Below are 24,226 nucleotides of genomic sequence, written 5' to 3'. Positions count from 1 at the left end.
GGGCGCGACCCCTGCCATCCATGGCAAGATCAGCGCTGGCCCCCATTGCGAATGCCCCATGCCGTTGCCGCTGATCTACCACGACGACTACAGCCCGGAATTCCCCGCCGAGCACCGCTTCCCCATGGACAAGTTCCGCTTGCTGCGCGACCACCTGGTCGACAGTGGGCTGGTCAACGACCAAGACTTGTTGCGCCCGGAAATCTGCCCCAACGACATCCTCGCCCTGGCCCATGACCGCGACTACATCGAGCGCTACATGAACGGCGAGCTGTCCCGCGAGGACCAGCGCCGCCTCGGCCTGCCCTGGAGCGAGGCCCTGGCCCGGCGAACCGTGCGTGCGGTGGGTGGCTCGCTGCTGACCGCCGAGATGGCCCTGCAGCATGGCATCGCCTGCCACCTGGCCGGCGGCACCCACCACGCCCACTACGATCACCCGGCCGGGTTCTGCATCTTCAACGACCTGGCGGTCATCAGCCGCTATTTGCTCGAAGCCGGGCGCGTGCACCGGGTACTGATCTTCGATTGCGACGTGCACCAGGGCGACGGCACGGCGCGCATCCTTCACGACACGCCGGAGGCGATCACCGTGTCGCTGCACTGCGAGCAGAACTTCCCGGCACGCAAGGCTCACAGCGACTGGGACATCCCGTTGCCGCGAGGCATGGGCGACGCTGCCTACCTGAAGGTGGTGGACGATGCGCTGAACTACCTGCTGCCGCTGTACCGCCCCGACCTGGTGCTGTACGACGCCGGCGTCGACGTGCACAAGGACGATGCCCTGGGCTACCTGCAACTGACCGACGAAGGCCTGGCCGCACGTGACGAACAGGTGCTGCGCCACTGCCTGGGCCGCGACATTCCCGTGGTCGGCGTGATCGGCGGTGGCTACAGCAAGGATCGCCAGGCGTTGGCCCGGCGCCACGGTATCCTGCACCACAGCGCGGCGCGGGTCGTCGGTTGTTCACAATGACTGTGGAACCGCTTGTGGATAACCTCTGTGAAAGGCCCTGCAGCCCTCGGCCGGCGTGGCCTGCGTAGACATGATCATTTTTTGACCAGTGCTTCCGATGGCCGCGGCAGGCTAGAATGTGCGCTCTTTTCCACAGCCTGCTGCCCGCCATGTCCGATATTCACCGCGCATCCCCTCCCCTCGCCGTCGTCATCGGCGGCGGCCCGGCCGGCCTCATGGCTGCCGAAGCAATGGCCCAGGCGGGCCTGGCGGTACAGGTGTTCGACGCCATGCCATCGGTAGGGCGCAAGTTCCTGCTGGCCGGCGTGGGCGGCATGAACATCACCCATTCGGAAGCTTATCCACAGTTCAAGGCACGCTACGCAGAGCGCCAGGACCAGATCGACGCCCTGCTGCGCGACTTCGACGCCGATGCCCTACGGCAATGGATCCATGGCCTGGGCATCGACACCTTCGTGGGCACCTCGGGCCGGGTCTTTCCCACCGACATGAAAGCCGCGCCGCTGCTGCGCGCCTGGCTCAAGCGCCTGCGCGACAGCGGCGTGGTTATCCACACCCGCCACCGCTGGCTGGGCTGGAATGCCGATGGCAGCTTGCGAATCGCTTATCCACAGGGTGAATTGCAGCTGCAGGCCGACGCCGTGGTGCTCGCCCTGGGCGGCGGCAGTTGGGCACGGCTGGGCTCCGATGGGGCCTGGCAGCCACTGCTGGCCGAGCGGGCTGTGGATATCTCGCCATTGCAGCCGAGCAACTGTGGGTTCGAGGTCGAGGGCTGGAGCGCGGTGCTGCGCGACAAGTTCGCTGGCTCACCGCTGAAGAACATCGCCCTGGGCATGCCCGGCATGGCGTCGCGCAAAGGCGAGTTCATTCTCACCGCGCAAGGGGTGGAAGGCAGCCTGGTGTATGCCTGGTCGGCGCCACTGCGCGAGGCCATCGCCCGTGACGGGCAGGCCACGCTGCTGCTCGATCTTTTGCCGGACAAGCCTGTGGACAACATTGCCAAGGCGCTGGCCAGGCCACGTGGATCACGCTCGATGGCCAAGCACCTGCAAGGGCAGTTAGGTATCGACGGGGTCAAGGCGGGCATGCTGCGTGAGCTGACCGATGCGGCCACGTTCGCCGATCCGCAGGCGCTGGCGCGGGCGATCAAGGCGCTGCCGATCACGTTGGTACGTACCCGGCCGCTGGACGAGGCGATCAGCAGTGCCGGCGGCGTGCGCTTCGAGGGGCTGGATGCGGGGTTGATGGTGAAGGCGCTGCCGGGCGTGTTCTGTGCTGGCGAGATGCTCGACTGGGAAGCGCCGACGGGTGGGTATCTGTTGACCGCGTGCTTTGCCAGTGGATTGCGGGCGGGGAGAGCGGCGGCAGGCTGGGTGAAATCCACACGCTGACACATGCTCAATTTCTAACAACCAGCGCTATTCCCTGTAGGAGCGGGCTTGCCCGCGAACACCGGCGTAGCCGGTGCCATGCACCGCGGTGTCTGGTTCGCGGGTAAACCCGCTCCTACAGGAGGCTGCGTCAGTTTCGGGTCATGGCTTACGCTTGCGCGGCCCGCCGTTGAAGCTCGGCACCTTGCGCACGGCCTTCACCTGCGCAGGGGCGGCGTTCTCTTCACTGTCCATCCACCGCCCCAGGCCACGCTTGGCGCTGTTCTCCTTGGGCTTCTTGGGCTTTTTCGGCTTCTTGATCACCTGGCCACTGGCATCGGTCATCGGCACCCGGTGGTCGGGAATGAAATCCGGCTCGTCATGACGCGGCAGGGTCTGGCGAATGAGGGTTTCGATCGATGCCAGCAACTGCACTTCATCGGCACACACCAGCGAGATCGCCTCCCCCTTGTTGCCCGCCCGGCCAGTACGGCCAATGCGGTGCACATAGTCCTCGGCGACGATCGGCAGGTCGAGGTTGACCACCAGCGGCAAGTCGTCGATGTCCAGGCCTCGGGCGGCTACGTCAGTGGCCACCAGCACCTGCACCTCACGCGCCTTGAAGCTGTCCAGGGCGCGCTGACGCGTGGCCTGGGGACGATCCCCATGGATGCCGTCGGCATTGACGCCCTCGCCCAGCAGGCGTTCGACCAACTGGTCGACGCCATTGCGGGTCTTGGCGAACACCAGCACCTGCTTCCAGCGCTGCTTGCGCAGCAGGTGGCAGAACAGGTCGGCCTTGCGCTTCTTGTCCACCGTCACCAGCCACTGCTTGACCGTGGTGGCGGCAGCATTGCGCGGGCTGACCTCGACGCTCAGGGGGTCGTTCAGCGCCAGCCCGGCGAGCATGCGGATCTGCTCGGAGAAGGTCGCCGAGAACAGCAACGTCTGGCGCTTGCGCGGCAAGGCGGCGTACACCGCCTGCAACTCCTCGGCGAAGCCCAGGTCGAGCATGCGGTCGGCTTCGTCGAGCACCAGGGTCTGCACCTGGTTGAACTTGATCGCGTTCTGCCGGAACAGGTCGAGCAGCCGGCCGGGAGTCGCCACCAGCAGGTCGACGCCGCGGCGCAGCCGCATCATCTGCGGATTGATGCTGACGCCGCCGTACACCGCGTAGGTGCTCAGCGGCAGGTTTTCGGCGTACTCGCGGACATTGGCATGGACCTGCTCGGCCAGCTCGCGGGTCGGCACCAGCACCAGGGCGCGGATCGAGTTGCTGGCGACCTTCTCGCCTTCCAGGGCCAGGCGTTGCAGGACCGGCAGGGCGAAGCCGGCGGTCTTGCCGGTGCCGGTCTGGGCTGCGGCCATCAGGTCGCGGCCGGCCAGCACGGCTGGGATGGCCTGGGCCTGGACCGGGGTCGGAGAGTTGTAGCCCAAATGCTGCAAGGTACGCAGCAGGGGTTCGATCAGGCCGAGTTTGGCGAAATTCATGGCAATACCGTCAGGGGGTTCAGCGAAGGCGGCAAGTTTACCGCAATGCCCTGCCCTACTTGCAGATTTCCCCTTCCAGCGGCCGCGCCGGCCGGCGCCACTGCGGCAGGCCGATCAGCACCACCGCGCTGATGATCACCGCCATGGCCAGGCACTCCTCGGCGCCGATGCGCTCGCCCGCGAAGGCGATCCCCAGCAGCACCGCGACCGCCGGATTGACATAGGCGTAGCTGGTGGCGGCGGCCGGGCGCACGTGCTTGAGCAGGTACATGTAGGCGCTGAACGCCAGGATCGAGCCGAACAGCACCAGGTAGGCCAGTGCGCCCCAACCGGCGGCGCTGGGCATTTGGGTCATGCGCTCGCCCGACACGGCGCTGCCCAGCAACAGCACCGCACCGCCGACGAGCATCTCGGCGGCACTGGCCATGGGGCCTGCGGGCAGCGGCAACGATTTGCTCCAGACCGAGCCAAAGGCCCAGGACGCTGCGGCGAACAGGATCAGCGCCGCGCCGATGGGGCTGGCCTGCAGGTTCGAGCCCAGGTTGAGCAGGCCGATGCCGACCAGGCCGAGGGCGATCCCGGCCCATTCCAAACGCGAGTTGCGCTGGCCGAACAGCAAGCCGAACAACAGGGTGAACAGCGGTACGGTGGCAACGGCCAGCGCCGCCACGCCCGAGGCGACCCCGGCATGCTCGGCCACGGTCACGCCGCCGTTGCCACAGCTGAGCAGCAGAAAGCCGATCGCCCCTGCCGCCCGCCATTGCGGCCATGTGGGTGCCGGCACGCCGCGCCAGCGCAAGAAGCCGTAGAGCAGAGCGCCGGCGACCATGAAGCGCACACCGGCCATCAGCATCGGCGGCCAGGACTCCACGCCAATGCGGATGAACAGGTAGGTGGAGCCCCAGATCAGGTACAGGGCGAGAAAAGCGCCGATGAGCAACAACGGGAAGCGGCGGGAGGCAGGCATGGCAGGGGCACTCTAAATCCGTTTACGGGCGCCCCAGTTTAGTGCGCTGACCGAGTAAAGATAAGCGCATGCCGTGAGATAGTTTGTGCCTGTCAGATCGAGCGACGCCCGCGCGGCGCATCGCGGCACAAGGCCGCTCCTACATTTGTTGCAACGTGCCTATGTCTGCCAGGCCATGGTTGCTCGCCTTTGGTGGCACCACGGAATATCGTGGTGCGCCCTCGCGCACACTCAATGCCGCAACAACAACCGCCCCTCGATCGGCACATAACGGCTGGCTGCACGTATCAGCGACAACGCCGTCAACCCTGGCACGCCATACACCACCGCCTCGGTGCCATGGCGCTGGATCACCCGCTCGAGCAACAGGTCGAAATCACCGTCGCCAGAGGCCAGCACCACCTGGTCGACCCGGCTGGCCGCATCGATCACATCCAGCGTGATGCCCACGTCCCAGTCGCCCTTGGCCGAGCCGTCGCTGCGCTGGATGAACGGCTTGAGCCGCACCTCGAAGCCCAGGTTGCGCAGGATCTGCTGGAACTGTTGCTGCTTGCTGTCGCCACGGTCGATGGCATAGGCGAAGGCCTCGACGATCTGCCCTTCGCGGCTGACGTCGGCCCACAACGCGGTGTAGTCGAAATGGCAACCGTGCGCCTGGCGCACGGTGTAATAGAGATTCTGCACATCGGCGAACAACGCGATCTTCTTCACGACATACCCTCGGCAGAAAGGGGCGCACCGCGCCCCTGAAAATGCCCGCAGTATGCCAGAGCCGTCAGACGTAGGAGTCGTCGTCGGAGAAGAAGCCGCCATCGTCGTTGCCATAATCGCTGTCGTAGCCGCTGTCGGCATAGCCACCCTGGTCGCCCCAGCCGCCGTTGTCGGCGACCTGCTGCTGGCCACCCTGGTCCTGCCAGCCGCCGGTATCGCTGGCCGGCGCAGGTTCTTCCTTGATCACCTCGACCACTTCCTCGGGCTGCGAGTGGTGGTTGAACAAGCTGCTGATGCCCTGCGCCAGCAGCACGCCACCGGCCACGCCCGCAGCAGTTTGCATGGCCCCGCCGAGGAAGCTGCTGGCGCCGCCACGGGCCGGTGCCGCGCCAAAGCCGGGCTGCTGCGTCTGAGGCGCGGCGTAGCCAGGGGCGGAGGGTTCACGCCAGCCGCCACCGGGAGCCACTGGCCGCTGCGGTTGGGCCTGGGGTTGGAACTGTGCCTGGGCTTGCGCCTGTGGCGCAGGCGCCGGGTTGCGCGAGCCGAACAGGCCGGACAGGAAGCCACCACCGCCGCTGCTGGCCTGGCCACGGCTGGCCTCGGCCTGGGCACGGGCCTGCTGCAGCTCGGCCTCGAGTTGCTTGTTCTGCTCGTCCAGGCGCTTGAGCGCCGCTTCCTGCACGAGAATCGCCTGGGCCATGTAGTACGGCGCGGCCGGTTGCTGACGCAGGTGCTCCTCGATGCGCGCCTGGGCCTGGGCGTCACGCGGCTGGCTCGGGTCCTCGGCTTGCTTGATGCGGCCGAACAGGCCGTCGATCAGGGTTTGTTCTTCAGTGTTCATTGGGCTACCTCATGGGGGAGCGGGACATCGGACAGTGTCAAGATGGGGCGCTCGGGCAGTGGATTCAATCATCCGAACGGTGAAAGTTTTTTCAGCAAGTGACCGCCCTGGGCTAAAGTTAGGCCCCTGTTTTGACTGTCCTGTGATGTCGACCCATGAATCCGCTTAGCGTTTTGCGTGACTCCCTCTACTTCTTCCGCTCCCACTTGGGCAACATCGTCACCCTGTGCCTGCCGTTGATCGTGCTCGAGTCCCTGCTCTCCCAGCTGCTGATGAGTCAGCTCGGCGAGCGCTCGGGGATGGCCGCTGCCACGGCGGTGGGCCTGGCGCTGTACCCGCTGTACAACGCCGCGCTGATTCTCTACCTCGACACCCGCAGCAATGACCAGCAGATCGCCAACCGCGATCTGCTGGCGCGCGCCGCGCAGCTCTGGGCTCCCCTGGTCATGTTGCTGGTGATCAGCTTCCTGCTGATCATCGCGGGCTTGGCGCTGCTGGTCATTCCGGGAATCTGGATCATGATCAACCTGGTGTTCGCCGAATACCTGCTGGTGCTGCGCGGCATGCCGGTGATGCAGGCGATGCGTGCCAGCGCCGCGATGACCACCGGCAATTTCCTGCGCATCCTGGTCTGCCTGCTGGCGGTGCTGGCGCCGCTGTGGCTGATCGATGCACTGCTGATGACGGCATTTCCCGATCCCGCGCCAGGGGTCGAGCTGCTGCTCGACAGCCTGAACGGCTTCCTCAGCCTGTTCATCACCGTGGTGTTGTACCGCCTGTTCATGCTGCTGGAGGGCGAAGCCGGCGCTTGAGCTGGCCCGCCGACGAACGGCTCGGTTATGCTGGCCCCCACCCGCACCGACAAGCCGAGCCGATGACCCGACTACTGCGCAACGTCCTGCTGCTCCTCCTCCTCCTGCTGGCCCTGCTGTGGTTGCTCGCCAACCACCTGAGCTGGCAGCCCGCGCAACGCGAGGCCGTGCCGGTGGCGTGCCAGGGCAATCCGGCGCCGCTGCAGGCCGGGCAGGCGCTCAAGGTCATGACCTGGAACGTGCAGTACCTGGCCGGCAAGCGCTACGTGTTCTGGTACGACCAGGGCCGCGGCGACGACACCCGGCCCAGCCCCGAGGACCTGGCGTTCAACCTCGATGAAGTGGCCCGGGTCATCCGCGCGGAGCAGCCCGACGTGGTGCTGCTGCAGCAACTGGACAAGAACACCAAGGCCACCGACTACCAGGACCAGCTGGCGCTGCTGCGCGAGCGCCTGGCCGACCTCTATCCCTGCACCGCCCAGGCTTACGACTGGCAGGCCGGGCTGGTGCCCGATCGGCATGTGCTCGGCAGTGTCGGCCGCACCCTGGCCACCCTCAGCCGCTACCCGATCGGCAAGGCCGAACGCCTCGCCTTGCCCAACGATGCCGGCAACGCCCTGCAGCGCCTGTTGCAACCGCAACCGGGGCTGCTGGTCAGCTACCTGCCCATCGCAGGTGGCGGACGCCTGGCGGTGCTCAACACACGCCTGTCGCCCTACCGCCCCGGCAGCGACGTGCAACGCCGCCAGGTCGCCCATGTGGCCAAGGTGCTCGATCGCCTGGAAGGCCAGGGCACGCCCTGGGTGATCGGCGGCGACTTCAACCTGCTGCCGCTGGGCCAGTACCGGCGCCTGCCGCCAGCGCTGCGCGGGGCCTACCCGGCCGACAGCGACCTGCACCTGCTGTGGGACAAGTACCCGCTGATTCCCAGCAATGCCGAAGCCAGTGGCGCCGAACGCGATGCCTGGCTGACCCACTTCCCCAATGACCCGGCAGCCAACGGCCCGGACCGCACGCTGGACTACCTGCTGCACAGCCCTCGGCTGCTGCGCCAGGATGCCAAGGTGCTGCAGCAGGACACCCTGCAGATCTCCGATCACCTGCCGGTGCTCGCCCACCTGCTACTGCCGCCCCGCCCCTGAACGGGCGTCATCCCGCAGCCGCCTTGCCGGCCTGAGCCTCCAGCAGCCCGGCGAGGATCATCACCGGCTCGTTCGGGCTGCGGCTTGAGTGATGCACCAAGCCGATATCGCGATAGAACGTATGCTCGCCCAGGTCCAAGGCCCGCACACCGGCCGGCCAGGCCTTGTGCCCGACGGTCTCGGGCACGATGGCCACGCCGACGCCATTGGCCACCAGCTTGCCGATGGCCTCCAGTTCATCCAGTTCGCACAGCTCGCGGGGGGTGAAGTGCATCCGGCGCAGAAAGCGGTCGACCTGGCGTCCACCGAACGAGGCGCGGTCGTAGCGGATGAACGGCTGGCTGGCGAGCAGCTCGCGCCAGTCCTCCTGCGGGGCCCTTTTCGGCACCAGCAAGCGGTAGGGCTCGTTGGCCAGTGGCCGCCACTTAAGGTCGCTTTGCAAGGCGAATGCCGGGTGGATGATCACTGCCAGGTCGATCTCGCCGGCATCGACCTGGTCGAGCAGCTCCATCGACAACCCCGGCAACACCCGCGAGCGCAGGTTCGGCCACTGCTGGTGGAAGCGCGCCAGGGCACCGGGCAGGAGCATCCGCTGGACCGAGGCGATGGCGCCCAGGCTCACCCGTTGCGGCGCCAGGGTCTCGGGCGCTGGCGAGCCGAGGTTGTTGTACAGGCGGATCAGCTCCTGGGCCTGTTGCAAGGTCTGGTAACCCACCGAATTGAGGTGGGCACTGCGCCCGGTCCGGTCGAACAGCTCAAGGCCAAGTTCGCTTTCCAGGCGGGCGATCTGCGCGCTCACGGCTGCCTGGGTGAGGCCGATCTTCTGCGCGGCGGCGGCAAAAGTGCCCTCCCGTGCCACGGCGACCAGGGTCTTCAGTTCACGGATCATTGATAAATTTTCTTTGTGTATTTCAAAAAAATATATTGTTTTTTTTGTTTGTCGGCTACCCCTAAGATGGCTCCAAGGCGTAGGGCACCTGGCCGAATCCGACCGGCCCCGAGCGCCTCATCAAAACGACAAGACTGGAGCCCCACTGATGAGCCTCTCCCCTTTCCACCTGGCAATCCCTGTATACGACCTCCCGGCCGCTCGCGCCTTCTACGGTGACCTGTTCGGCCTGGCCGAAGGCCGCTCCAGCACCCACTGGGTCGACTTCGATTTCTATGGCCACCAGTTGGTCATCCACGAACAACCCAAGACCGCCAGCCAGGAGTCGGCCCACACCAACGCCGTGGACGGCCACGACGTGCCGGTGCCGCACTTCGGCATCATCCTCAGCTGGGACGAGTGGGAAGCCCTGGCCGACCGCCTGCAGGCCCGCGAAACCAAGTTCGTCATCGAGCCCTACGTGCGCTTCAAGGGCCAGGTCGGCGAGCAGGCCACCATGTTCCTCTTCGACCCCTGCGGCAATGCCCTGGAGTTCAAGGCCTTCAAGGACATGAGCCAGCTGTTCGCCAAGTGACCGACCACGCGGCGCCGAATCAGTAGTCGGCGCCGTAGACCTAAAAGAAAAAACACCGCGCAGCCGTGCACTGCGCTGCCTTGCTTACTGCCCATCACAACCGGTTTGCCACGTGCAAACACATAAAAACAGGCGGCTCTGATCGCCTTACTAACAATCCGTTGGTTCCGTGAATGGTGATTTATGTCTCGCGTACTAGCCCCAGAGGGCCCGGGCTCCGTGCCTGCGCCTTCCCCTGTTGCAGCCCCCCTCTCCAGCGATAGCCGTTCGGTCAGCCGAAGGGCAGCCGTCGCCGCAGCTACCGGTACCGCCGTCGAGTACTACGAGTTTGGCGTCTATGGCTACATGGCCGCCGTCATCGCGCCGCTGTTCTTCCCCGGTGACAATCCAGCCGCCGCGCTGCTCGCCTCCCTGGCGGTATTCGGCAGCGCATTCCTGACCCGCCCGCTGGGCGGTATCGTGCTCGGCCGCCTGGGCGATCGCATTGGCCGTCGCGCCGTGCTGCTCACCACGGTGATCGGCATGGGCCTGGCCACCGCCCTGATCGGCTTCCTGCCGACAGCGGCGCAGGCCGGCATCCTGGCGCCGATCCTGCTGGTCATGATCCGCCTCGCCCAGGGCTTCTTCGCCGGAGCCGAAGTGGTCGGTGCGGCGGCCTTCGTCGCCGAATCCTCGCCTGCCCACCGGCGCGGCTTCTTCGGCGCCTTCACCCCGGTGGGCGTGGCGCTCGGTGGTGGTACCGCCGCCTGCGTGTGCGGCGTGATCACCCTGCTGCTGAGCCCCGAGGCGCTGCAGGAGTGGGGCTGGCGCGTGCCGTTCTTCCTCTGCGTGCCGCTGGTGATCCTGTCCTGCAAGATGCGCCACAACGTCGAGGAAACCCCCGAGTACCAGGCCTTTCTGAAAAAGGACAAGCCACCTGCCGCGCCGGTGCGCGAGGTCATGAGCCAGCACCTGGGCAAGGTGGTGCGCGTGGTGATTTTGGCCTTCGGCCAGAACGTCGGCTACTTCATCGGCATCGTGTTCATGAACATCTACCTGACCACGTACCTGAAGTTCGACAAGACCCACGTCTACTGGACCATCGCCAGCATCAGCTTCCTGGTGGCCGCGATGATGCCGTTCTGGGGTGGCGTGTCCGATCGCCTCGGGCGCCGGCGTACCTTGGCCATCGGCTTCACCGGCTACATCGTGCTGGTGGTGCCGATGATGATGCTGATGAACGGTGCGTCGATCTGGATGGCTGCCCTGGCGCTGCTGGTGGCGACTTTGCCGATGCCGATCATCCAGTCGGTGGGCTACCCGACCTATGCCGAACAGTTCCCGACCCGGGTGCGCTACACCGGCATGGCGATCGCCATCAACCTGGGCGCGATCATGGGTGGCGGCCTGGCGCCGTACCTGTCATCGGCGTTGATCGGGGCCACCGGCAACCTGCTGATGCCTGGCTACTTCCTGGCCGGTGCCGCGGCACTGAGCCTGCTGTCGCTGCTGTTCCTCAAGGAAACCGCAGGGCACCAGCTCGAGCGCTGACGCGCGCACCGAGGTAAACGAGATGAACATGTTGAAACCCGTAGAACCCCTGGACAGCGTCCAGGCCTGGACGCTGTCGCCCGCTGGGGACAGCTGCCTGGTCCTGAACTTCGGCGCTGTGCTCAGTGCCGAGCGCAACCGCCTGGTCGCACGCTGCGCCAGGCAACTCGATGCAGCGGCCAGGCAAGGGCTGCTGCCGGGCATTACCGACATCGTGCCGGCCATGGTGTCGCTGGGCATTCACTACCGCCCCGAGCAGATCGCCTGCCAAGGCGACGAAAGCCCCTACGAAGCCCTCGCGGCGCACCTCGAAGCGGTACTGCGCCAGGCCGACGACACCCAGGCCAGCGAGCCCAGGCTGATCGAGATACCGGTGTGCTACGGCGGCGAACACGGCCCTGACCTCGACGAGGTCGCACGGGGCCTGGGCCTCACGCCGCAGGCGCTGATCGACCTGCACAGCGGCCAGTGGCTGGACGTGCTGATGGTCGGCTTCGCCCCCGGCCATCCCTACATCGGCGTGCTCGACGAACGCCTCGACCCGCAGCGCCGGAAAAGCCCCCGCACCCAAGTGGCGGCGGGCAGCATCGGCCTGGCCAACCGCCAATCGGTGATCTACCCGCTGGAGCTGCCAGGCGGCTGGAACCTGATCGGCCGCACGCCGCTGAGGATGTTCGACGCCTACCGCGCCGAGCCCTGCCTGCTGCACAGCAGCGACAAGGTGCGTTTTGTGCCGATCGAACCCAGGCAGTTCGCCTCGTTGTCGGAACAGGAGCACACACGATGAGCCTCGTCGTACTCAAACCAGGCCTCTGCACCACGTTCCAGGACGCCGGGCGCACCGGCCACCAACACATCGGCGTGCCGGTGAACGGGCCGATGGACGCCCTGGCCCAGCAACTGGCCAACCTGCTGGTGGGCAACCCGCTGGGCCTTGGTACCCTGGAACTGACCCTGCAAGGGCCAACCCTGCGCTTCGATGCCGGCGCGCTGATCGCCCTGGCCGGTGCCGACCTTGGCGCCAGCCTCGACGGCCAGCCGCTGCTGCCCAATCAGGCGGTGCGGGTCAAGCCGGGCTCGCTGCTGGCATTCGCCCAACGCAAGGCCGGCGCCCGCGCCTACCTGGCGGTGGCCGGCGGTTTCAGCGCCGCGCCTGTACTCGGCAGCGTCAGCACCTACCGCCGCGGCGCCTATGACGGCGTACTCGGTCGGGCCTTGGTGGCCGGCGACCGGTTGGGCTTCGCCTCGAGCTTTCGCAATGCCCCGCGCATCGTGCTGCCCACCAGGCTGAACCGCATGCTCGAACGCGAGGCCGACGCCCCGATCCGCGTGGTGCCCGGCAGCGAGTGGCAGCACTTCAGCGACGAGGCGCACGCGCACCTGCTGAACGCCGAATACACCATCGGCAACGACTCCGAGCGCATGGGCTACCGCCTGCAAGGGCCGGCCCTGGACCTGCGTCAGCCGCTGGAGCTGCTCTCCGAGGCCGTGGCCTTCGGCACCGTGCAGGTGCCGCCCAACGGCCAGCCCATCGTGCTCATGGCCGATCGCCAGACCACCGGCGGCTACCCGCGCATCGCCAATGTCATCAGCGTCGACCTGCCGCTGCTGGCGCAACGCTTGCCCGGCGAAACCGTGCGCTTCGAGCTCACTACCCTGGCCAATGCCCAGCAACTGGCGGTGAAGCGCGCGCGGATGCTGGCGCAACTGGAGCACGCGCATGCCTGAGATCGATTTCAACAGCGACCTGGGCGAAGGCTTCGGCCTTTACCGGCTGGGCGATGACCAGGCGGTGCTGGCGCAGATCACCTCCGCCAACATCGCCTGCGGCTTTCATGCCGGCGACCCGCGCATCATGCGCCAGACCGTGGCGGCGGCGGTCGCGGCCGGGGTCGCGGTCGGCGCCCATCCCAGCTTCCCCGACCTGCAAGGCTTCGGCCGACGCAAGATGAGCCTGAGCCCGGACGAAGCCTACGAATGCGTGCTGTACCAGGTGGGCGCTCTGAGTGGCTTCGCCACGGCCCAGGGTACCCCCCTGCAGCACGTCAAACCCCATGGCGCGCTGTACAACCAGGCAGCCGCCGATCCGGCCCTGGCCCGCGCCATCTGCGAAGCCGTGCGCGACTTCGACCCAAACCTTTACCTGTATGGCCTGGCCAACAGCACGCTGACCGACGCCGGCGAAGCGCTGGGCCTGAAGGTGCGCCACGAAGTGTTCGCCGACCGCACCTACCAGGCGGACGGCACGCTGACCCCGCGTGGCCAGGCCAACGCGATGATCACCGACGCCGAGCAGGCGGTCGCCCAGATGCTGTGCATGCTGCGCGAAGGCCACGTGGTGGCCGTCGACGGCACCCGGGTGCCGGTGCGCGCCGACACCCTGTGCATCCATGGCGACCAGCCCGGTGCCGCCGCCTTCGCCCGCGCCATCCGCCAGGCCCTGACCCGCGAGGGCGTGAACGTGCGCGCCCCGCGCGCCGCCTGATAGCCCTCCCCTCATTACGTAGAACCAATGCCCATGGATATCGACAAACTCAACACCCTGATCGCCATTCTTGAAAAGTCCGACGTCGACGAACTGGAAATCAAGGAAGGCGACAGCAGCATCCGCGTCAGCCGCCACAACAAGACGCCGATCCAGCACTTGCACAGTGGCGCCACAGGCGCCGTCCCCGTGGCTGCGGCTGCCGAGCAAAGCGCCCCCGAACATCCCCGGCTCAAGGGCAATACCCTGCTCGCGCCGATGGTCGGCACCTTCTACCGCAAAGGCTCGCCCGAGGCGCCGGTGTTCGCCGAGGTCGGCCAGGTGGTACGCAAGGGCGACACCCTGTGCATCATCGAAGCGATGAAGATGATGAACCATGTCGAGGCCCACGCCAGCGGCACCCTCGAGTCGATCCTGGTCGAGGACGGCCAGCCGGTCGAGTTCAACCAGCCCCTGTTTTCCATTCTGTGAGGCCTGAGCATGGCGCATAAAACCCTGCACAAGGTGCTCATCGCCAACCGTGGCGAAATCGCCTTGCGCATCCTACGAGCCTGCAAGGAACTGGGCATCAAGACCGTCGCCGTGTATTCCACCGCCGACAGCGAACTGATGCACCTGGGGCTGGCCGACGAGACCGTGTGCATCGGCCCGGCGCCGTCGGCGCAGTCCTACCTCAGCGTGCCGGCGATCATCGCCGCGGCCGAGGTCACCGGGGCCACGGCGATCCACCCAGGCTATGGCTTCTTGGCCGAGAACGCCGACTTCGCCGAGCAGGTGGAACGCTCGGGCTTCGCCTTCATCGGGCCGAGCGCCGACACCATCCGCCTGATGGGCGACAAGGTCTCGGCAAAGCACGCCATGAAGCGTGCCGGCGTGCCGACGGTGCCCGGCTCCGACGGCCCGCTGCCCGAGGATGAGCGAGCGGCGCTGGCCATCGCCCGCGAGGTCGGCTACCCGGTGATCATCAAGGCCGCCGGTGGCGGTGGTGGCCGTGGCATGCGCGTGGTGCACCGCGAGGAAGACCTGATCAAGTCGGCCAAGCTGACCCGCACCGAAGCCGGCGCGGCGTTCGGCAACCCGATGGTCTACCTGGAGAAATTCCTCGGCAACCCGCGTCACGTCGAGGTGCAGGTGCTGTCGGACGGCCAGGGCAACGCCATTCACCTGTACGACCGCGACTGCTCGTTGCAACGCCGCCACCAGAAGGTGCTGGAAGAAGCCCCCGCCCCCGAGCTCGACGAACAGGCCCGCGCCGAGGTGCTGCAGCGCTGCGTGCAGGCCTGCATCGAGATCGGCTATCGCGGCGCAGGCACCTTCGAGTTCCTGTACGAGGATGGGCGTTTCTACTTCATCGAGATGAACACCCGGGTACAGGTCGAGCACCCGGTGACCGAGATGATCACAGGCGTGGACATCGTCGCCGAGATGCTCAGCATCGCCGCCGGCAACCGGTTGACCATCCGCCAGGAGCAGGTCAAGGTCCAGGGCCATGCCTTCGAGTGCCGGATCAACGCCGAGGACCCCGACACCTTCATGCCCTGCCCGGGCCAGGTGAAGCAGTTTCACGCCCCGGGCGGCAACGGCATTCGCGTCGACTCGCACCTGTACAGCGGCTACCGCGTCCCGGCCAACTACGACTCGTTGATCGGCAAGGTCATCAGCCACGGGCCGACCCGCGCGGCGGCCATGGCGCGCATGCGCAATGCGCTGGAAGAGATCGTCGTCGAGGGCATCAAGACCAACGTGCCGCTGCATCGCCGGCTGACCCGCGATTCGGGGTTCGCCGAGGGTGGCGTGAACATCCACTACCTCGAGCACCTGCTGGCCGAAGGTTGAGGCTGGGCCTCTACAAGAGACCCTGTTCGCGCTCGATGATCTGCTCGATGATCGGCACCGGCGTCAGCAGGTGATCGAGCATCATCCTGCTGGCCTTGTCGGCGTCGCGCCCGATGATCGCCTCGACCAGCTCGGCATGCTCGGCGCGCTTGAGGCGCAGCGCATCTTCCGATAGCACCGTGCGCTTGAGCCAGATCTGGCGGTAGCGCTCGGCCTGGTCCTGGAGAAAGGCCCGGGCCTGCAGCAGGCTCTTGGACCCGCAACCGCTGGCGATGGCACTGTGGAACGCCTTGTGCCGGGCGTCCCAGATCTCGACCATTTCCTGGGGCGTGTGCAACTCGACCACCTTCGACAACGTATGCGAGCGGGCGATGATCGAGGCCTCCCAGGCCTCGTCGCCGCGCTCGACGGCCAAGCCGACGATCATCGCTTCGAGATGCGCCCGCGCCTCGTACACGTCGCGCATCTCTTCCAGCGACATGCTCGCCACGCGGTAACCCTTCTGGTTGACCGAACTCACCAGACGCTCGGCGACCAGCCGCGCCAGCACCTCGCGCATCGGGCCAACGCCCAGCGCGTAGCGCTCCTTGAGGCTGCTCATCAACAGCTTTTCACCCGGCCGATAGGCGCCTTGGAGGATGTCGGCCTTCAAGCGCGCGTAGGCGGCATCCGATGCGGGTTCAGCCAGAGAAAGGTCATCCATACGGGGAATCCATTGCGAGATACCGCCGATCATACCGGAAATGGCGCTAGACCGGCTTTGCGTCTACGAACCCTATTTTTAAATACATAATTTAAAAATGTAGACATTTTGCATAAGTGACGATAATTTCCACTCACAGCCGCACCACACCCCATTCAGTACCGGCACCCCAGGAGTCGCCATGAACGCTTTCACCCAGATCGACGCACCTACCGTTCCCCAGCCCGTCGCCCTGCAAGGCTTCACCCTGCAGGCCACCGAACAGTCCGACCGCCTGCTGGAACTGCGCTTCCCGAAAGCCACGGTGGACGCGTTCGTCGCGGCAGTGGCGCAATGGCCGGTACAGGCGCTGGAGTACAAGTCGTTCCTGCGCTTCCAGGTCGGCAAGATCCTCGATGACATCTGCCAGGGCACCCTGCGCCCGGTCATCATCAACACCCTGCTCGATCGCAGCACCGGCGGCCTGCTGGTGGTGCCGGAAGGCCTGGATGATGTGAGCCAGGCCGAAGACATGGTGAAACTGTCGACCGCCGTTGCCCACCTGCTGGGCCGCTCGAACTTCGATGCCATGAGCGGCCAGTTCTATGCCCGCTTCGTGGTCGAGAACGTCGACAATTCCGACAGCTACCTGCGCCAGCCGCACCGCGTCATGGAGCTCCACAACGACGGCACCTTCGTCAACCAGATCACCGACTACGTGCTGATGATGAAGATCGACGAGCAGAACATGGAAGGCGGCAACTCGCTGCTGCAGCACCTGGACGACTGGACCGAACTCGACACCTACTACAAGCACCCGCTGGCCCGCCGCGTGATGCGCTGGACCGCGCCGCCCAGCAAGAACACCCGCGAAGACGTGTTCCACGCGGTGTTCGACACCGACGCCGCCGGCCGCCCGACCATGCGCTACATCGACCAGTTCGTGCAGCCGGAAAACTACGAGGAAGGCACCTGGCTGTTCCAGCTCGGCGAGTCGCTGGAAGGCAGCTCGACCAAGGTCTCGATCCCGGTGCCGGTGGGCTCGTTCCTGCTGATCAACAACCTGTTCTGGCTGCACGGCCGCGACCGCTTCACCGCCCACCCGGGCCTGCGTCGCGAACTGATGCGCCAGCGTGGCTACTTCAGCTTCCCGAAAATGCAGCACCACCGCGGCCAGACCTCCAACTGATACGCGACACGACAGCGACCGGATTTCCGGTCGCTTTCGTTTCGAGGGAACAGACTCATGTACGATTTCGTGATCATCGGTGGCGGCATTGTCGGCATGTCCACTGCCATGCAGCTGGCGGACCGCTATCCAGGGGCACGCATGCTCGTGCTGGAGAAAGAAAGCGGCCCGGCCCAGCACCAGACCGGCCACAACAGCGGCGTGATCCATGCCGGCGTGTACTACACCCCCGGCAGCCTCAAGGCCAAGTTCTGCCTGCAGGGCAACATCGCCACCAAGCGCTTCTGCGATGAGCACGGCATTCGTTACGATGAGTGCGGCAAGCTGCTGGTGGCCACCAACGAACTGGAAATGGAGCGCATGCGCGCCCTGTGGGAGCGCACCGCGGCCAACGGCCTGGAGCGCCACTGGCTGAGCGCTGGCGAGCTGCGCGAGCGCGAGCCGAACATCGTCGGCCTGGGCGGCATCTTCGTGCCCTCCAGCGGCATCGTCAGCTACGCCGAGATCACCGCCCAGATGGCCAAGGAGTTCCAGAAGAAAGGCGGCACCATCGTCTTCGGCAGCGAGGTCACGGCCCTGACCGAGCGGGCGGACTCGATCGTGGTGCAGACCGCGGGCGATACCTACACCACCCGCTACCTGGTGTCCTGTTCCGGGCTGATGGCCGACCGCGTGGTACGCATGCTGGGCGTCGAGCCGGGCTTCACCATCTGCCCGTTCCGTGGCGAGTACTACCTGCTGCCGCCGCAGCACAACCAGATCGTCAACCACCTGATCTACCCGATTCCGGACCCGTCGATGCCGTTCCTCGGCGTGCACCTGACGCGGATGATCGACGGCACGGTCACGGTGGGGCCGAACGCGGTGCTGGCGATGAAGCGCGAGGGTTATCGCAAGTCCGACGTTTCGTTGTCGGACCTTGCCGGCATGCTCGGCCACAAGGGCATTCGCAAGGTGCTCAAGGACAACCTGCGCCCGGGCCTGAGCGAGATGAAGAACTCGCTGTTCAAGGGCGGTTATCTCAAGACTGTGCAGAAGTACTGCCCGAGCCTGCGCAAGGAAGACCTCAAGCCCTACCCTGCTGGCGTGCGGGCCCAGGCGGTGTCCAATGAAGGCAAGCTCATCGACGACTTCCTGTTCGTCAACACCGCCCGCAGCGTGAACGTGTGCAACGCACCGTCGCCGGCGGCCACTTCGGCGATTCCGATTGGGGCGTATATCGTGTCGAAGGTGGAGGAGCAGGTGGGAGATAGCTTGGCGAAGGTGGTGGTGCAGGTGCCTCAGGCCAAGGCGGGGTGAGGTAGGCGTTGGGGCTGCGCCGGGCAGCCTCTCCTAGAACCTTTTCACGCTGCCTGTGGACTCAGGCCTGCAGCACGCTCCCAGGGAGCCGGGAAATCGCCCGGCCCCCCTTGGAGAGTAGTCATGTCAAACCCTGCCAGCGCTGATCTTTGGTACACACGCTCATTCACCGGCAAGCTCTATGTGCGCAAAGACGCAACCCTGATTCCCACCCGCCAGCATGCCTATGGTGCCGACCCGGACAGGCCCACCTATGAGCAGGCCTATTCCAACGACGGCTGGTTGCGCATGGGCGGCAGCGAACCTACCGTCTCGCTTGCATGCTCGTATCTGTCGAAAGGTCCGGATGGGCTGAGGTTCACGATCTCAGGCTGCGACGAAGACAGCGAGAGGAAGCTTGGCGTCAGCCGCAATGGCTACCTGGGTTTCTACAAAGTCGCCGCAGTCACCGATCCCTGGTTGATCGAGCCTGTCACGGTGGATGGCGATGTGCTCGTTTGTCGGCTCAAGGACCACCGGGGGCATGTAGTGAAGGCCGAGTTGGGCACAAGTGACCAGTACCTGAATGTGGAGACAGGCACTTCGCTCGAGTTCGCGATCATTTATGCGCCAGATTGAAGCTTGGTGATCCGATCTCACGCCTATGGGAGCGGCCTTGCGTCGCGAAAGGGCCGCGAAGCGGCCCCGACAATTCCCACGGCGGCGCCATCTTTCAAGCACCCCACTGCTCTTTCCCGTAAGACTTTTCCCAACCTGAAACCAGGAGTTGGCCCTTCCCCGACAGAGGGGTATCTAGGCGCCGGGAAACGCACTGGCCCGGCTCACGAGAGCTTTTCTCAAGGGCCCGCCGCCATGGGCGCCCAAGATATGAGGCCGCCAGCATTGGTTTCGGTAGGGCCGAAGAATCAGCCTCCTATAATCACTCTATAATTCTCTATAAAATTCTATAGACCGCCATTCGCACACCCCAAATAATTGGTCTATAGTCACTCTATAATTACCTATAAACCAGCCATGAGATCTGCCATGACCGAGACCGTGAGCGTTTACCATCGCCCCCAGTTAGCCAAACGCATTGCCCAACTGATCCTTAAGGTAGCGGTAGGAAGCTCTGCGAGCTCTGGAGTCTTCCTAGCTGCGCCTCGGCGTACCGGGAAATCCACATTTGCTCGCGAGGATCTTCGGCCTGCCCTTGAAGAGCAAGGAGCGTTAGTGCTCTACGCAGACCTCTGGAAAGACCCGATCAAAGACCCTGGCCTGGTCATCGTCAATACGGTTCGAGAGGCCGTCGGTAAAAACGAAGGATTCATAACGCGCTTGGCCAAATCGGCGGGTATGGAAAAGGTCGCCGTAGGAGGAATGAATTTCAGCCTGGACAAAGTTGGGCTTGGAAAAGACATTGATCTCACAGCCGCCCTGGTCGCGCTGTCGGATGAGTCAAAGAAAATGATCGTCTTGATCATTGATGAGGCACAGCATGCGATTACGACTGAAGACGGCGTAGCAGCCCTGTTTGCGCTCAAAGCAGCCAGGGACGAACTCAACAGTTCCTTACATCATGGCCTCCGTGTCGTTTGCACCGGCTCAAACAGGGACAAGCTGGCTATGCTCCGCAACAGCAAGGATCAAGCTTTCTTTGGGGCAGCCATGGTGCCATTCCCCACCCTAGATCAAGATTTCATCAACTGGATCTGTGAACACATTGATCTCCAATGTCAGCTAGATCCTTCCGAAGTATTCCAGCTTTTCAAGGACAGCGGCTTTCGCCCTGAACTGCTCGGAGCAGCAGCCGACCTGATTCGATTCGACTTCAGCATCGACCCCGAAGCGATACCTGAACGATTTGCCGAATTGGTGCGAGCTCAGGCAGACGAGCTGAACACCAACCTGAGAAAGGTGATACATAGCCTTACCCCCATCCAATCAGCCGTTCTTCGTGTCATGAGCGCAAAAGGCGAACACTATGCTCCATTTGAAGCGCCAACAATGCAGCTATACGCCAAAGCAATGGAGCAGGCTGGAATTGAAGCAGGGGATGTAAAGGCTGAGGTTCCAGGCGTTCAGCAAGCCCTTATCGCCCTTCAAGAGAAGAAACTGGTATGGAAAGCTTCGAGAGGTGTCTACGCGGTTGATGAGCAAGTAATCGTCGACATGCTTCATGATGACGGCCTGCTAGAAGGGTTGTCGTGATCGCATCTTACCGTTGAGTGCCCTTCAGATCTTTGTGTATCCCAGGTGAGCAAGGCAAACAGGGATCTGAGGTAAGAAAATCAGATTTCGGCTCTTTTCTGTAGGACGTTTCCCAAAGATACTGTTGCAGCCTATTTTCCGTTGCGGCCTGACCGGGATGCGTTCTAGTCTCGGGGTGTCGTTGCACATCAACGACCGGCTTTGACAGGCCGTCACGGTTAAATCGGTATGGCCTCCTTTATGGTAGCTGTATGTGGGGCACGCTTGCGTGCGCCGGGCTTACGATTTCCACCGGTCTGTCAACCCGCGTACAGCTGCCACCCTCTGTTTGACAGCAGAAGGTGGCCGCATCAGAAAGGAAATCGTAAATGCTTAAGATCGTTCCCGACCCACCGCATAACTCCCACTTCCCCCGAAGGCACTTGGCTCCAGCTCAACCGCGTCCCGGCCAGCCGCCGCGCGACTGAGCCACATCACGTCATGCCTGGCCTGACCTAATCGCGAGCGACCTTGCCTTAGATGTCCACCATTCCCTTCCCCTGGATTAACAGGCGGGCGTGTAGGAGCCGGGTTGCCGGCGATAAGGCCAGCCCAGGCACCCAAAACTTCAGGGAGATAAAACCATGCCCATGAACGATACCAGCCGCAGCTTCACAGTCGGCACAACCAAGTTCTACCAAGGTGAAAACCAGACCCAACCTTTGTTCTGCATCGAGCCCGGCATCCCTTGCCACTACGCTCGAGAACAAGCTTCGGAGTTAATGGGCTGCGCCCGCGACATGAGCATCGCTGGTGTGATGGACGACAAGCCTCAGTGCGTGTGGGCTGCGCACTACCTCAGCGCGCTGGCCAAGGCCCTGTTGGATGATGCTGAGTTGGGCATGAAGCGCAGAGATGTGTACTGACTTAGCCGGCCTCTTCGCGGGACAAGCCCGTTCCCACAAGTACAGCGTCGAGCCCAACAGCTGCGCGGATGCTGTGGGAGATTCTATGGTTTTCAGCAAACCAATTTCCCGCCTTTTGTGACGTATTCGTCCTGATTTTTCATCAGGGCGAATGCTACCCGCGCAAGCTTTCTTGCCAGGATTACTAAAGCTTGGGTTGTGGCTTTACCTGTGCTCCGATGCTGTTCGTAAAACCCTCTCCAGGCAGCCGATCTGCTGGCAGCCATCGCAGCGTTATGCAATAAGCGACGAATTTCTGAACAACCTCGCTTGGTGAGGCGGCGGCGTCCATTCTTTTGTCCGGAATCACTCACTCGCAGATCCATTCCCAAGAATGCAATGTACGAGTCACTGCTTTTGAATTCGCCCCTCATAAAAGCCATCACCAACGCGGTGGCGGTGAGAAAACCAATACCCTCTACCGCCTGGCAGCGAGCGACTTGCTCGTGCAGCCCAGCCTCTCGGAGTACTTCTTTAATCTTCTTTTGGATCAATTGATCCAGTCGATCTATCGACTTTAAGAAGGTCTCGAAGGCGGTTTTCAAAAGGCTTTCATTCGCCCAGCTTTGAGTCATAGCCGTGCGAGCAGTCACCAATCTGGCTCTGCGCCGAAGGAGACTCTGAAGCTTGCTGTAGACAGCAGGAGGCGGGCTCCAAGGGCGGAGGTCCTCACCTTCGTTTTTCAGAAAACGGGACAGCAACCGAGCATCAGACGGATCGGTTTTTACCCGCCCACCGACACTTTTTCTGTAGTTGCTGAGTTGAAAGCCATCGATGACATAAACCTCAAAACCCAGGTGATGGGCCAGCTCGACCAAGTCCAGGTGATAGACATTGGTTGCTTCAACTGCGATAGCAGTATTGAGAGGCTGCTGCTTCAGCCACCTTTTGATTTCGAGTTTGGAATTTTTCAGCCTGATGATCTCATCACGATCATCGTGATGGATAACCAGTTCTACTTTCGCGACATCCACCCCCATGATCAACTTGCTTACCTGCATTGCCATGGGCGGCTCCTCACGTTATGGTTTTTCGGCTTGAAGGGGTTTCACCCAGAGGCGCTGGCTTGCTTCTATCGTCGCTTGCAAACGATGCATTCTTTATCGGCGCTTTGGTGGAAGGGGTGGGGCGATGTCTCCCACGGTCTGTACTGCTGCGAACAGTCAGAATCGGGTATTTAGTCCCACCACCCCTTCAAGTCTAACCATACAAGCGGGCTTGTCCCGCGAACACGGGCGCAGCCCGTGCCATCCCCCACCAAACCCGAGGACAAAGCACCATGCCACCCTGCAAACCCTCCCGCATCCCGCCACCCGACGATCCACTGCCGCTGCCAACCTTTCGCTCCTCCCAATCCATCTTCACCGTGACCCCAACCACAACCCTCTCCTACGCCCAGGCAGAGGCGCAGAAATTGATGGAATGTACCCGTTATCTGAACCAGACCGGTGTATTGACGGGAGATCGTCGCATGACAGCGGCGTCCCACCACATCAGCGCCATGGTCAAAACGCTGTTGGATGAAATCGAACAGGGAATGCTGCCGTCGCGGCTTCGGGGGCAATATTACGCGTGCCCCTGCTGGGGCGTGATCGAATTGTCGGTCACGCTCTCACGCGGCGCATCGCCGGCAAGCCGGCTCCTGCATTTTTCAACATGCCTATGCAAAAGAGGCCGCGCGCCGCCCTTTCCAGTACCACCATAGGCTATAAGCCTTGGCCAACTCCGATGCGATCAAAAGACCCGACCAGAGCCATGGATTGATAGTAGGCAATAGCAGGATTACCGAAACCGAAGGAATCAAGAAAAAGAGGCGAAATGGTATTTGCGCTAGCGCCAAATAGGCACCCAGCTTTTTTCCACAGCACAGTAGGATGCCCGTAGCCAGAACAGAAATTTGGAGTGCGCCTCCCACCCAAACAAAAAACTCGAAATCTCCACCCCAGCGGCGTACGTTCTCAAGCGCGGCATTGAAGTCACTTAAAAACGGCACCATTCCCCGTGAAACACTGCCAGCGACAAGGATGAGCACATAAATAATATCTAACGCTCCCCACACGCGCAGCAGACATTGCCGCCTTCCTATGGAACTCATTTCGCCAACCTCACTCACCCTTAGCTTCATAACTGTCATTTGCTACCACTGGACGCCAATGCCACGAGCATCGACAAAAGCGGATAGATTTATTTAACAGAACCAAATAGGGGCAGGCTATCTCTATTCGTCTAGCGAAAAATAAATCCATCCCCATTTTGCCCAAGTTCCTTTTGCACCATCAGCCTTTTATGCGTTCTAGGAAC

Annotated in this window: 25 protein-coding genes; 17 read left to right on the top strand and 8 right to left on the bottom strand. The window is 63.6% G+C overall.

The features are described from left to right. Positions 1–58 precede the first annotated feature (58 nt). Positions 59–973 (top strand): histone deacetylase, encoded by a 915-nt coding sequence (locus E6B08_RS04000; protein WP_136912839.1) that lies wholly within the window; start codon positions 59–61, stop codon positions 971–973. A 149-nt stretch (positions 974–1,122) separates the two neighbouring features. Further along, positions 1,123–2,364 carry a TIGR03862 family flavoprotein gene (locus tag E6B08_RS03995; RefSeq protein WP_136912838.1) on the top strand — a complete coding sequence of 414 codons (1,242 nt, stop codon included), beginning with the start codon at positions 1,123–1,125 and terminating at the stop codon, positions 2,362–2,364. Between the two features lie 141 nt (positions 2,365–2,505). On the opposite strand, the gene E6B08_RS03985 is transcribed toward E6B08_RS03995, so the two are convergent. The 4 genes from E6B08_RS03985 to E6B08_RS03970 all read right to left on the bottom strand — a co-directional run bounded on the left by E6B08_RS03985 (position 2,506) and on the right by E6B08_RS03970 (position 6,353). Next, positions 2,506–3,834: a DEAD/DEAH box helicase gene (locus E6B08_RS03985; RefSeq protein WP_136912837.1), complete on the bottom strand. Its 1,329-nt coding sequence runs from the start codon at positions 3,832–3,834 to the stop codon at positions 2,506–2,508. A 55-nt stretch (positions 3,835–3,889) separates the two neighbouring features. Further along, positions 3,890–4,801, bottom strand: coding sequence for a drug/metabolite exporter YedA (gene yedA / locus E6B08_RS03980; protein WP_136912836.1), 912 nt, complete (start codon positions 4,799–4,801; stop codon positions 3,890–3,892). A 231-nt stretch (positions 4,802–5,032) separates the two neighbouring features. Next, positions 5,033–5,512, bottom strand: a complete 480-nt coding sequence (locus E6B08_RS03975; RefSeq protein ID WP_133330296.1) for an NYN domain-containing protein — start codon at positions 5,510–5,512, stop codon at positions 5,033–5,035. A gap of 64 nt (positions 5,513–5,576) precedes the next feature. After that, the gene (locus E6B08_RS03970; protein WP_136912835.1) at positions 5,577–6,353 is read right to left on the bottom strand and encodes a DUF2076 domain-containing protein; all 777 of its coding nucleotides are present in this window, start codon (positions 6,351–6,353) and stop codon (positions 5,577–5,579) included. Between the two features lie 155 nt (positions 6,354–6,508). Here E6B08_RS03970 and E6B08_RS03965 point away from each other — a divergent pair, with 155 nt between their 5' ends. Both E6B08_RS03965 and E6B08_RS03960 read left to right on the top strand, forming a co-directional pair. Continuing rightward, entirely contained in the window at positions 6,509–7,165 is a 657-nt protein-coding gene (locus E6B08_RS03965; RefSeq protein ID WP_136912834.1) for a YciC family protein, read from the top strand. 62 nt (positions 7,166–7,227) lie between these two features. Beyond that, positions 7,228–8,307 (top strand): endonuclease/exonuclease/phosphatase family protein, encoded by a 1,080-nt coding sequence (locus E6B08_RS03960; RefSeq protein ID WP_136912833.1) that lies wholly within the window; start codon positions 7,228–7,230, stop codon positions 8,305–8,307. A gap of 7 nt (positions 8,308–8,314) precedes the next feature. Here E6B08_RS03960 and E6B08_RS03955 read toward each other — a convergent pair whose 3' ends face one another. Then, entirely contained in the window at positions 8,315–9,196 is an 882-nt protein-coding gene (locus tag E6B08_RS03955) for a LysR family transcriptional regulator (protein ID WP_136912832.1), read from the bottom strand. Positions 9,197–9,344: 148 nt separating this feature from the next. Between E6B08_RS03955 and E6B08_RS03950 the strand changes: the two genes are divergently transcribed. The 7 genes from E6B08_RS03950 to accC all read left to right on the top strand — a co-directional run bounded on the left by E6B08_RS03950 (position 9,345) and on the right by accC (position 15,621). After that, positions 9,345–9,770 (top strand): VOC family protein, encoded by a 426-nt coding sequence (locus E6B08_RS03950; RefSeq protein ID WP_136912831.1) that lies wholly within the window; start codon positions 9,345–9,347, stop codon positions 9,768–9,770. Between the two features lie 219 nt (positions 9,771–9,989). Then, complete coding sequence (locus E6B08_RS03945; RefSeq protein ID WP_238349284.1) at positions 9,990–11,300, top strand: MFS transporter; 1,311 nt, start codon at positions 9,990–9,992, stop codon at positions 11,298–11,300. A gap of 28 nt (positions 11,301–11,328) precedes the next feature. Further along, positions 11,329–12,087, top strand: a complete 759-nt coding sequence (gene pxpB, locus E6B08_RS03940) for a 5-oxoprolinase subunit PxpB (protein WP_136912829.1) — start codon at positions 11,329–11,331, stop codon at positions 12,085–12,087. After that, on the top strand, positions 12,084–13,028 hold the full coding sequence (locus E6B08_RS03935; protein ID WP_136912828.1) for a biotin-dependent carboxyltransferase family protein: 945 nt from the start codon (positions 12,084–12,086) through the stop codon (positions 13,026–13,028). The genes pxpB and E6B08_RS03935 overlap by 4 nt, the downstream gene beginning before the upstream one ends. Further along, positions 13,021–13,785 carry a LamB/YcsF family protein gene (locus E6B08_RS03930; protein WP_136912827.1) on the top strand — a complete coding sequence of 255 codons (765 nt, stop codon included), beginning with the start codon at positions 13,021–13,023 and terminating at the stop codon, positions 13,783–13,785. The genes E6B08_RS03935 and E6B08_RS03930 overlap by 8 nt, the downstream gene beginning before the upstream one ends. A 33-nt stretch (positions 13,786–13,818) precedes the next feature. Then, positions 13,819–14,256: an acetyl-CoA carboxylase biotin carboxyl carrier protein gene (accB, locus tag E6B08_RS03925; protein WP_136912826.1), complete on the top strand. Its 438-nt coding sequence runs from the start codon at positions 13,819–13,821 to the stop codon at positions 14,254–14,256. 9 nt (positions 14,257–14,265) lie between these two features. After that, on the top strand, positions 14,266–15,621 hold the full coding sequence (gene accC, locus E6B08_RS03920; RefSeq protein ID WP_136912825.1) for an acetyl-CoA carboxylase biotin carboxylase subunit: 1,356 nt from the start codon (positions 14,266–14,268) through the stop codon (positions 15,619–15,621). Positions 15,622–15,631: 10 nt separating this feature from the next. Here the strand turns inward: accC and csiR are convergent, their stop codons facing one another. Further along, a complete protein-coding gene (gene csiR, locus E6B08_RS03915) occupies positions 15,632–16,324 on the bottom strand; it encodes a DNA-binding transcriptional regulator CsiR (RefSeq protein WP_136912824.1) in 693 nt (230 codons plus the stop codon). Positions 16,325–16,505: 181 nt separating this feature from the next. Here csiR and glaH point away from each other — a divergent pair, with 181 nt between their 5' ends. The 5 genes from glaH (at position 16,506) to E6B08_RS03890 (ending at position 21,886) form a co-directional block, all read left to right on the top strand. Continuing rightward, positions 16,506–17,492, top strand: a complete 987-nt coding sequence (gene glaH, locus E6B08_RS03910; protein WP_136912823.1) for a glutarate dioxygenase GlaH — start codon at positions 16,506–16,508, stop codon at positions 17,490–17,492. A 57-nt stretch (positions 17,493–17,549) separates the two neighbouring features. Continuing rightward, positions 17,550–18,791 carry an L-2-hydroxyglutarate oxidase gene (gene lhgO / locus E6B08_RS03905; RefSeq protein ID WP_136912822.1) on the top strand — a complete coding sequence of 414 codons (1,242 nt, stop codon included), beginning with the start codon at positions 17,550–17,552 and terminating at the stop codon, positions 18,789–18,791. 123 nt (positions 18,792–18,914) lie between these two features. Further along, a complete protein-coding gene (locus E6B08_RS03900; RefSeq protein WP_136912821.1) occupies positions 18,915–19,409 on the top strand; it encodes a hypothetical protein in 495 nt (164 codons plus the stop codon). Positions 19,410–19,817: 408 nt separating this feature from the next. Then, a complete protein-coding gene (locus E6B08_RS03895; RefSeq protein ID WP_136912820.1) occupies positions 19,818–20,981 on the top strand; it encodes an ATP-binding protein in 1,164 nt (387 codons plus the stop codon). Between the two features lie 623 nt (positions 20,982–21,604). After that, the gene (locus E6B08_RS03890; RefSeq protein ID WP_136912819.1) at positions 21,605–21,886 is read left to right on the top strand and encodes a DUF3077 domain-containing protein; all 282 of its coding nucleotides are present in this window, start codon (positions 21,605–21,607) and stop codon (positions 21,884–21,886) included. 92 nt (positions 21,887–21,978) lie between these two features. Here the strand turns inward: E6B08_RS03890 and E6B08_RS03885 are convergent, their stop codons facing one another. Further along, complete coding sequence (locus tag E6B08_RS03885) at positions 21,979–22,932, bottom strand: IS110 family transposase (RefSeq protein WP_136912818.1); 954 nt, start codon at positions 22,930–22,932, stop codon at positions 21,979–21,981. Positions 22,933–23,204: 272 nt separating this feature from the next. Here E6B08_RS03885 and E6B08_RS31415 point away from each other — a divergent pair, with 272 nt between their 5' ends. Continuing rightward, a complete protein-coding gene (locus tag E6B08_RS31415; RefSeq protein ID WP_136912817.1) occupies positions 23,205–23,630 on the top strand; it encodes a DUF3077 domain-containing protein in 426 nt (141 codons plus the stop codon). On the opposite strand, the gene E6B08_RS03875 is transcribed toward E6B08_RS31415, so the two are convergent. After that, a complete protein-coding gene (locus E6B08_RS03875; RefSeq protein ID WP_136912816.1) occupies positions 23,586–24,020 on the bottom strand; it encodes a hypothetical protein in 435 nt (144 codons plus the stop codon). The genes E6B08_RS31415 and E6B08_RS03875 overlap by 45 nt on opposite strands. Positions 24,021–24,226: the final 206 nt, after the last annotated feature.

Source organism: Pseudomonas putida (assembly GCF_005080685.1).
Classification (GTDB): Bacteria; Pseudomonadota; Gammaproteobacteria; order Pseudomonadales; family Pseudomonadaceae; genus Aquipseudomonas; species Aquipseudomonas putida_V.
This window is presented reverse-complemented; position numbering and strand designations above follow the sequence as displayed.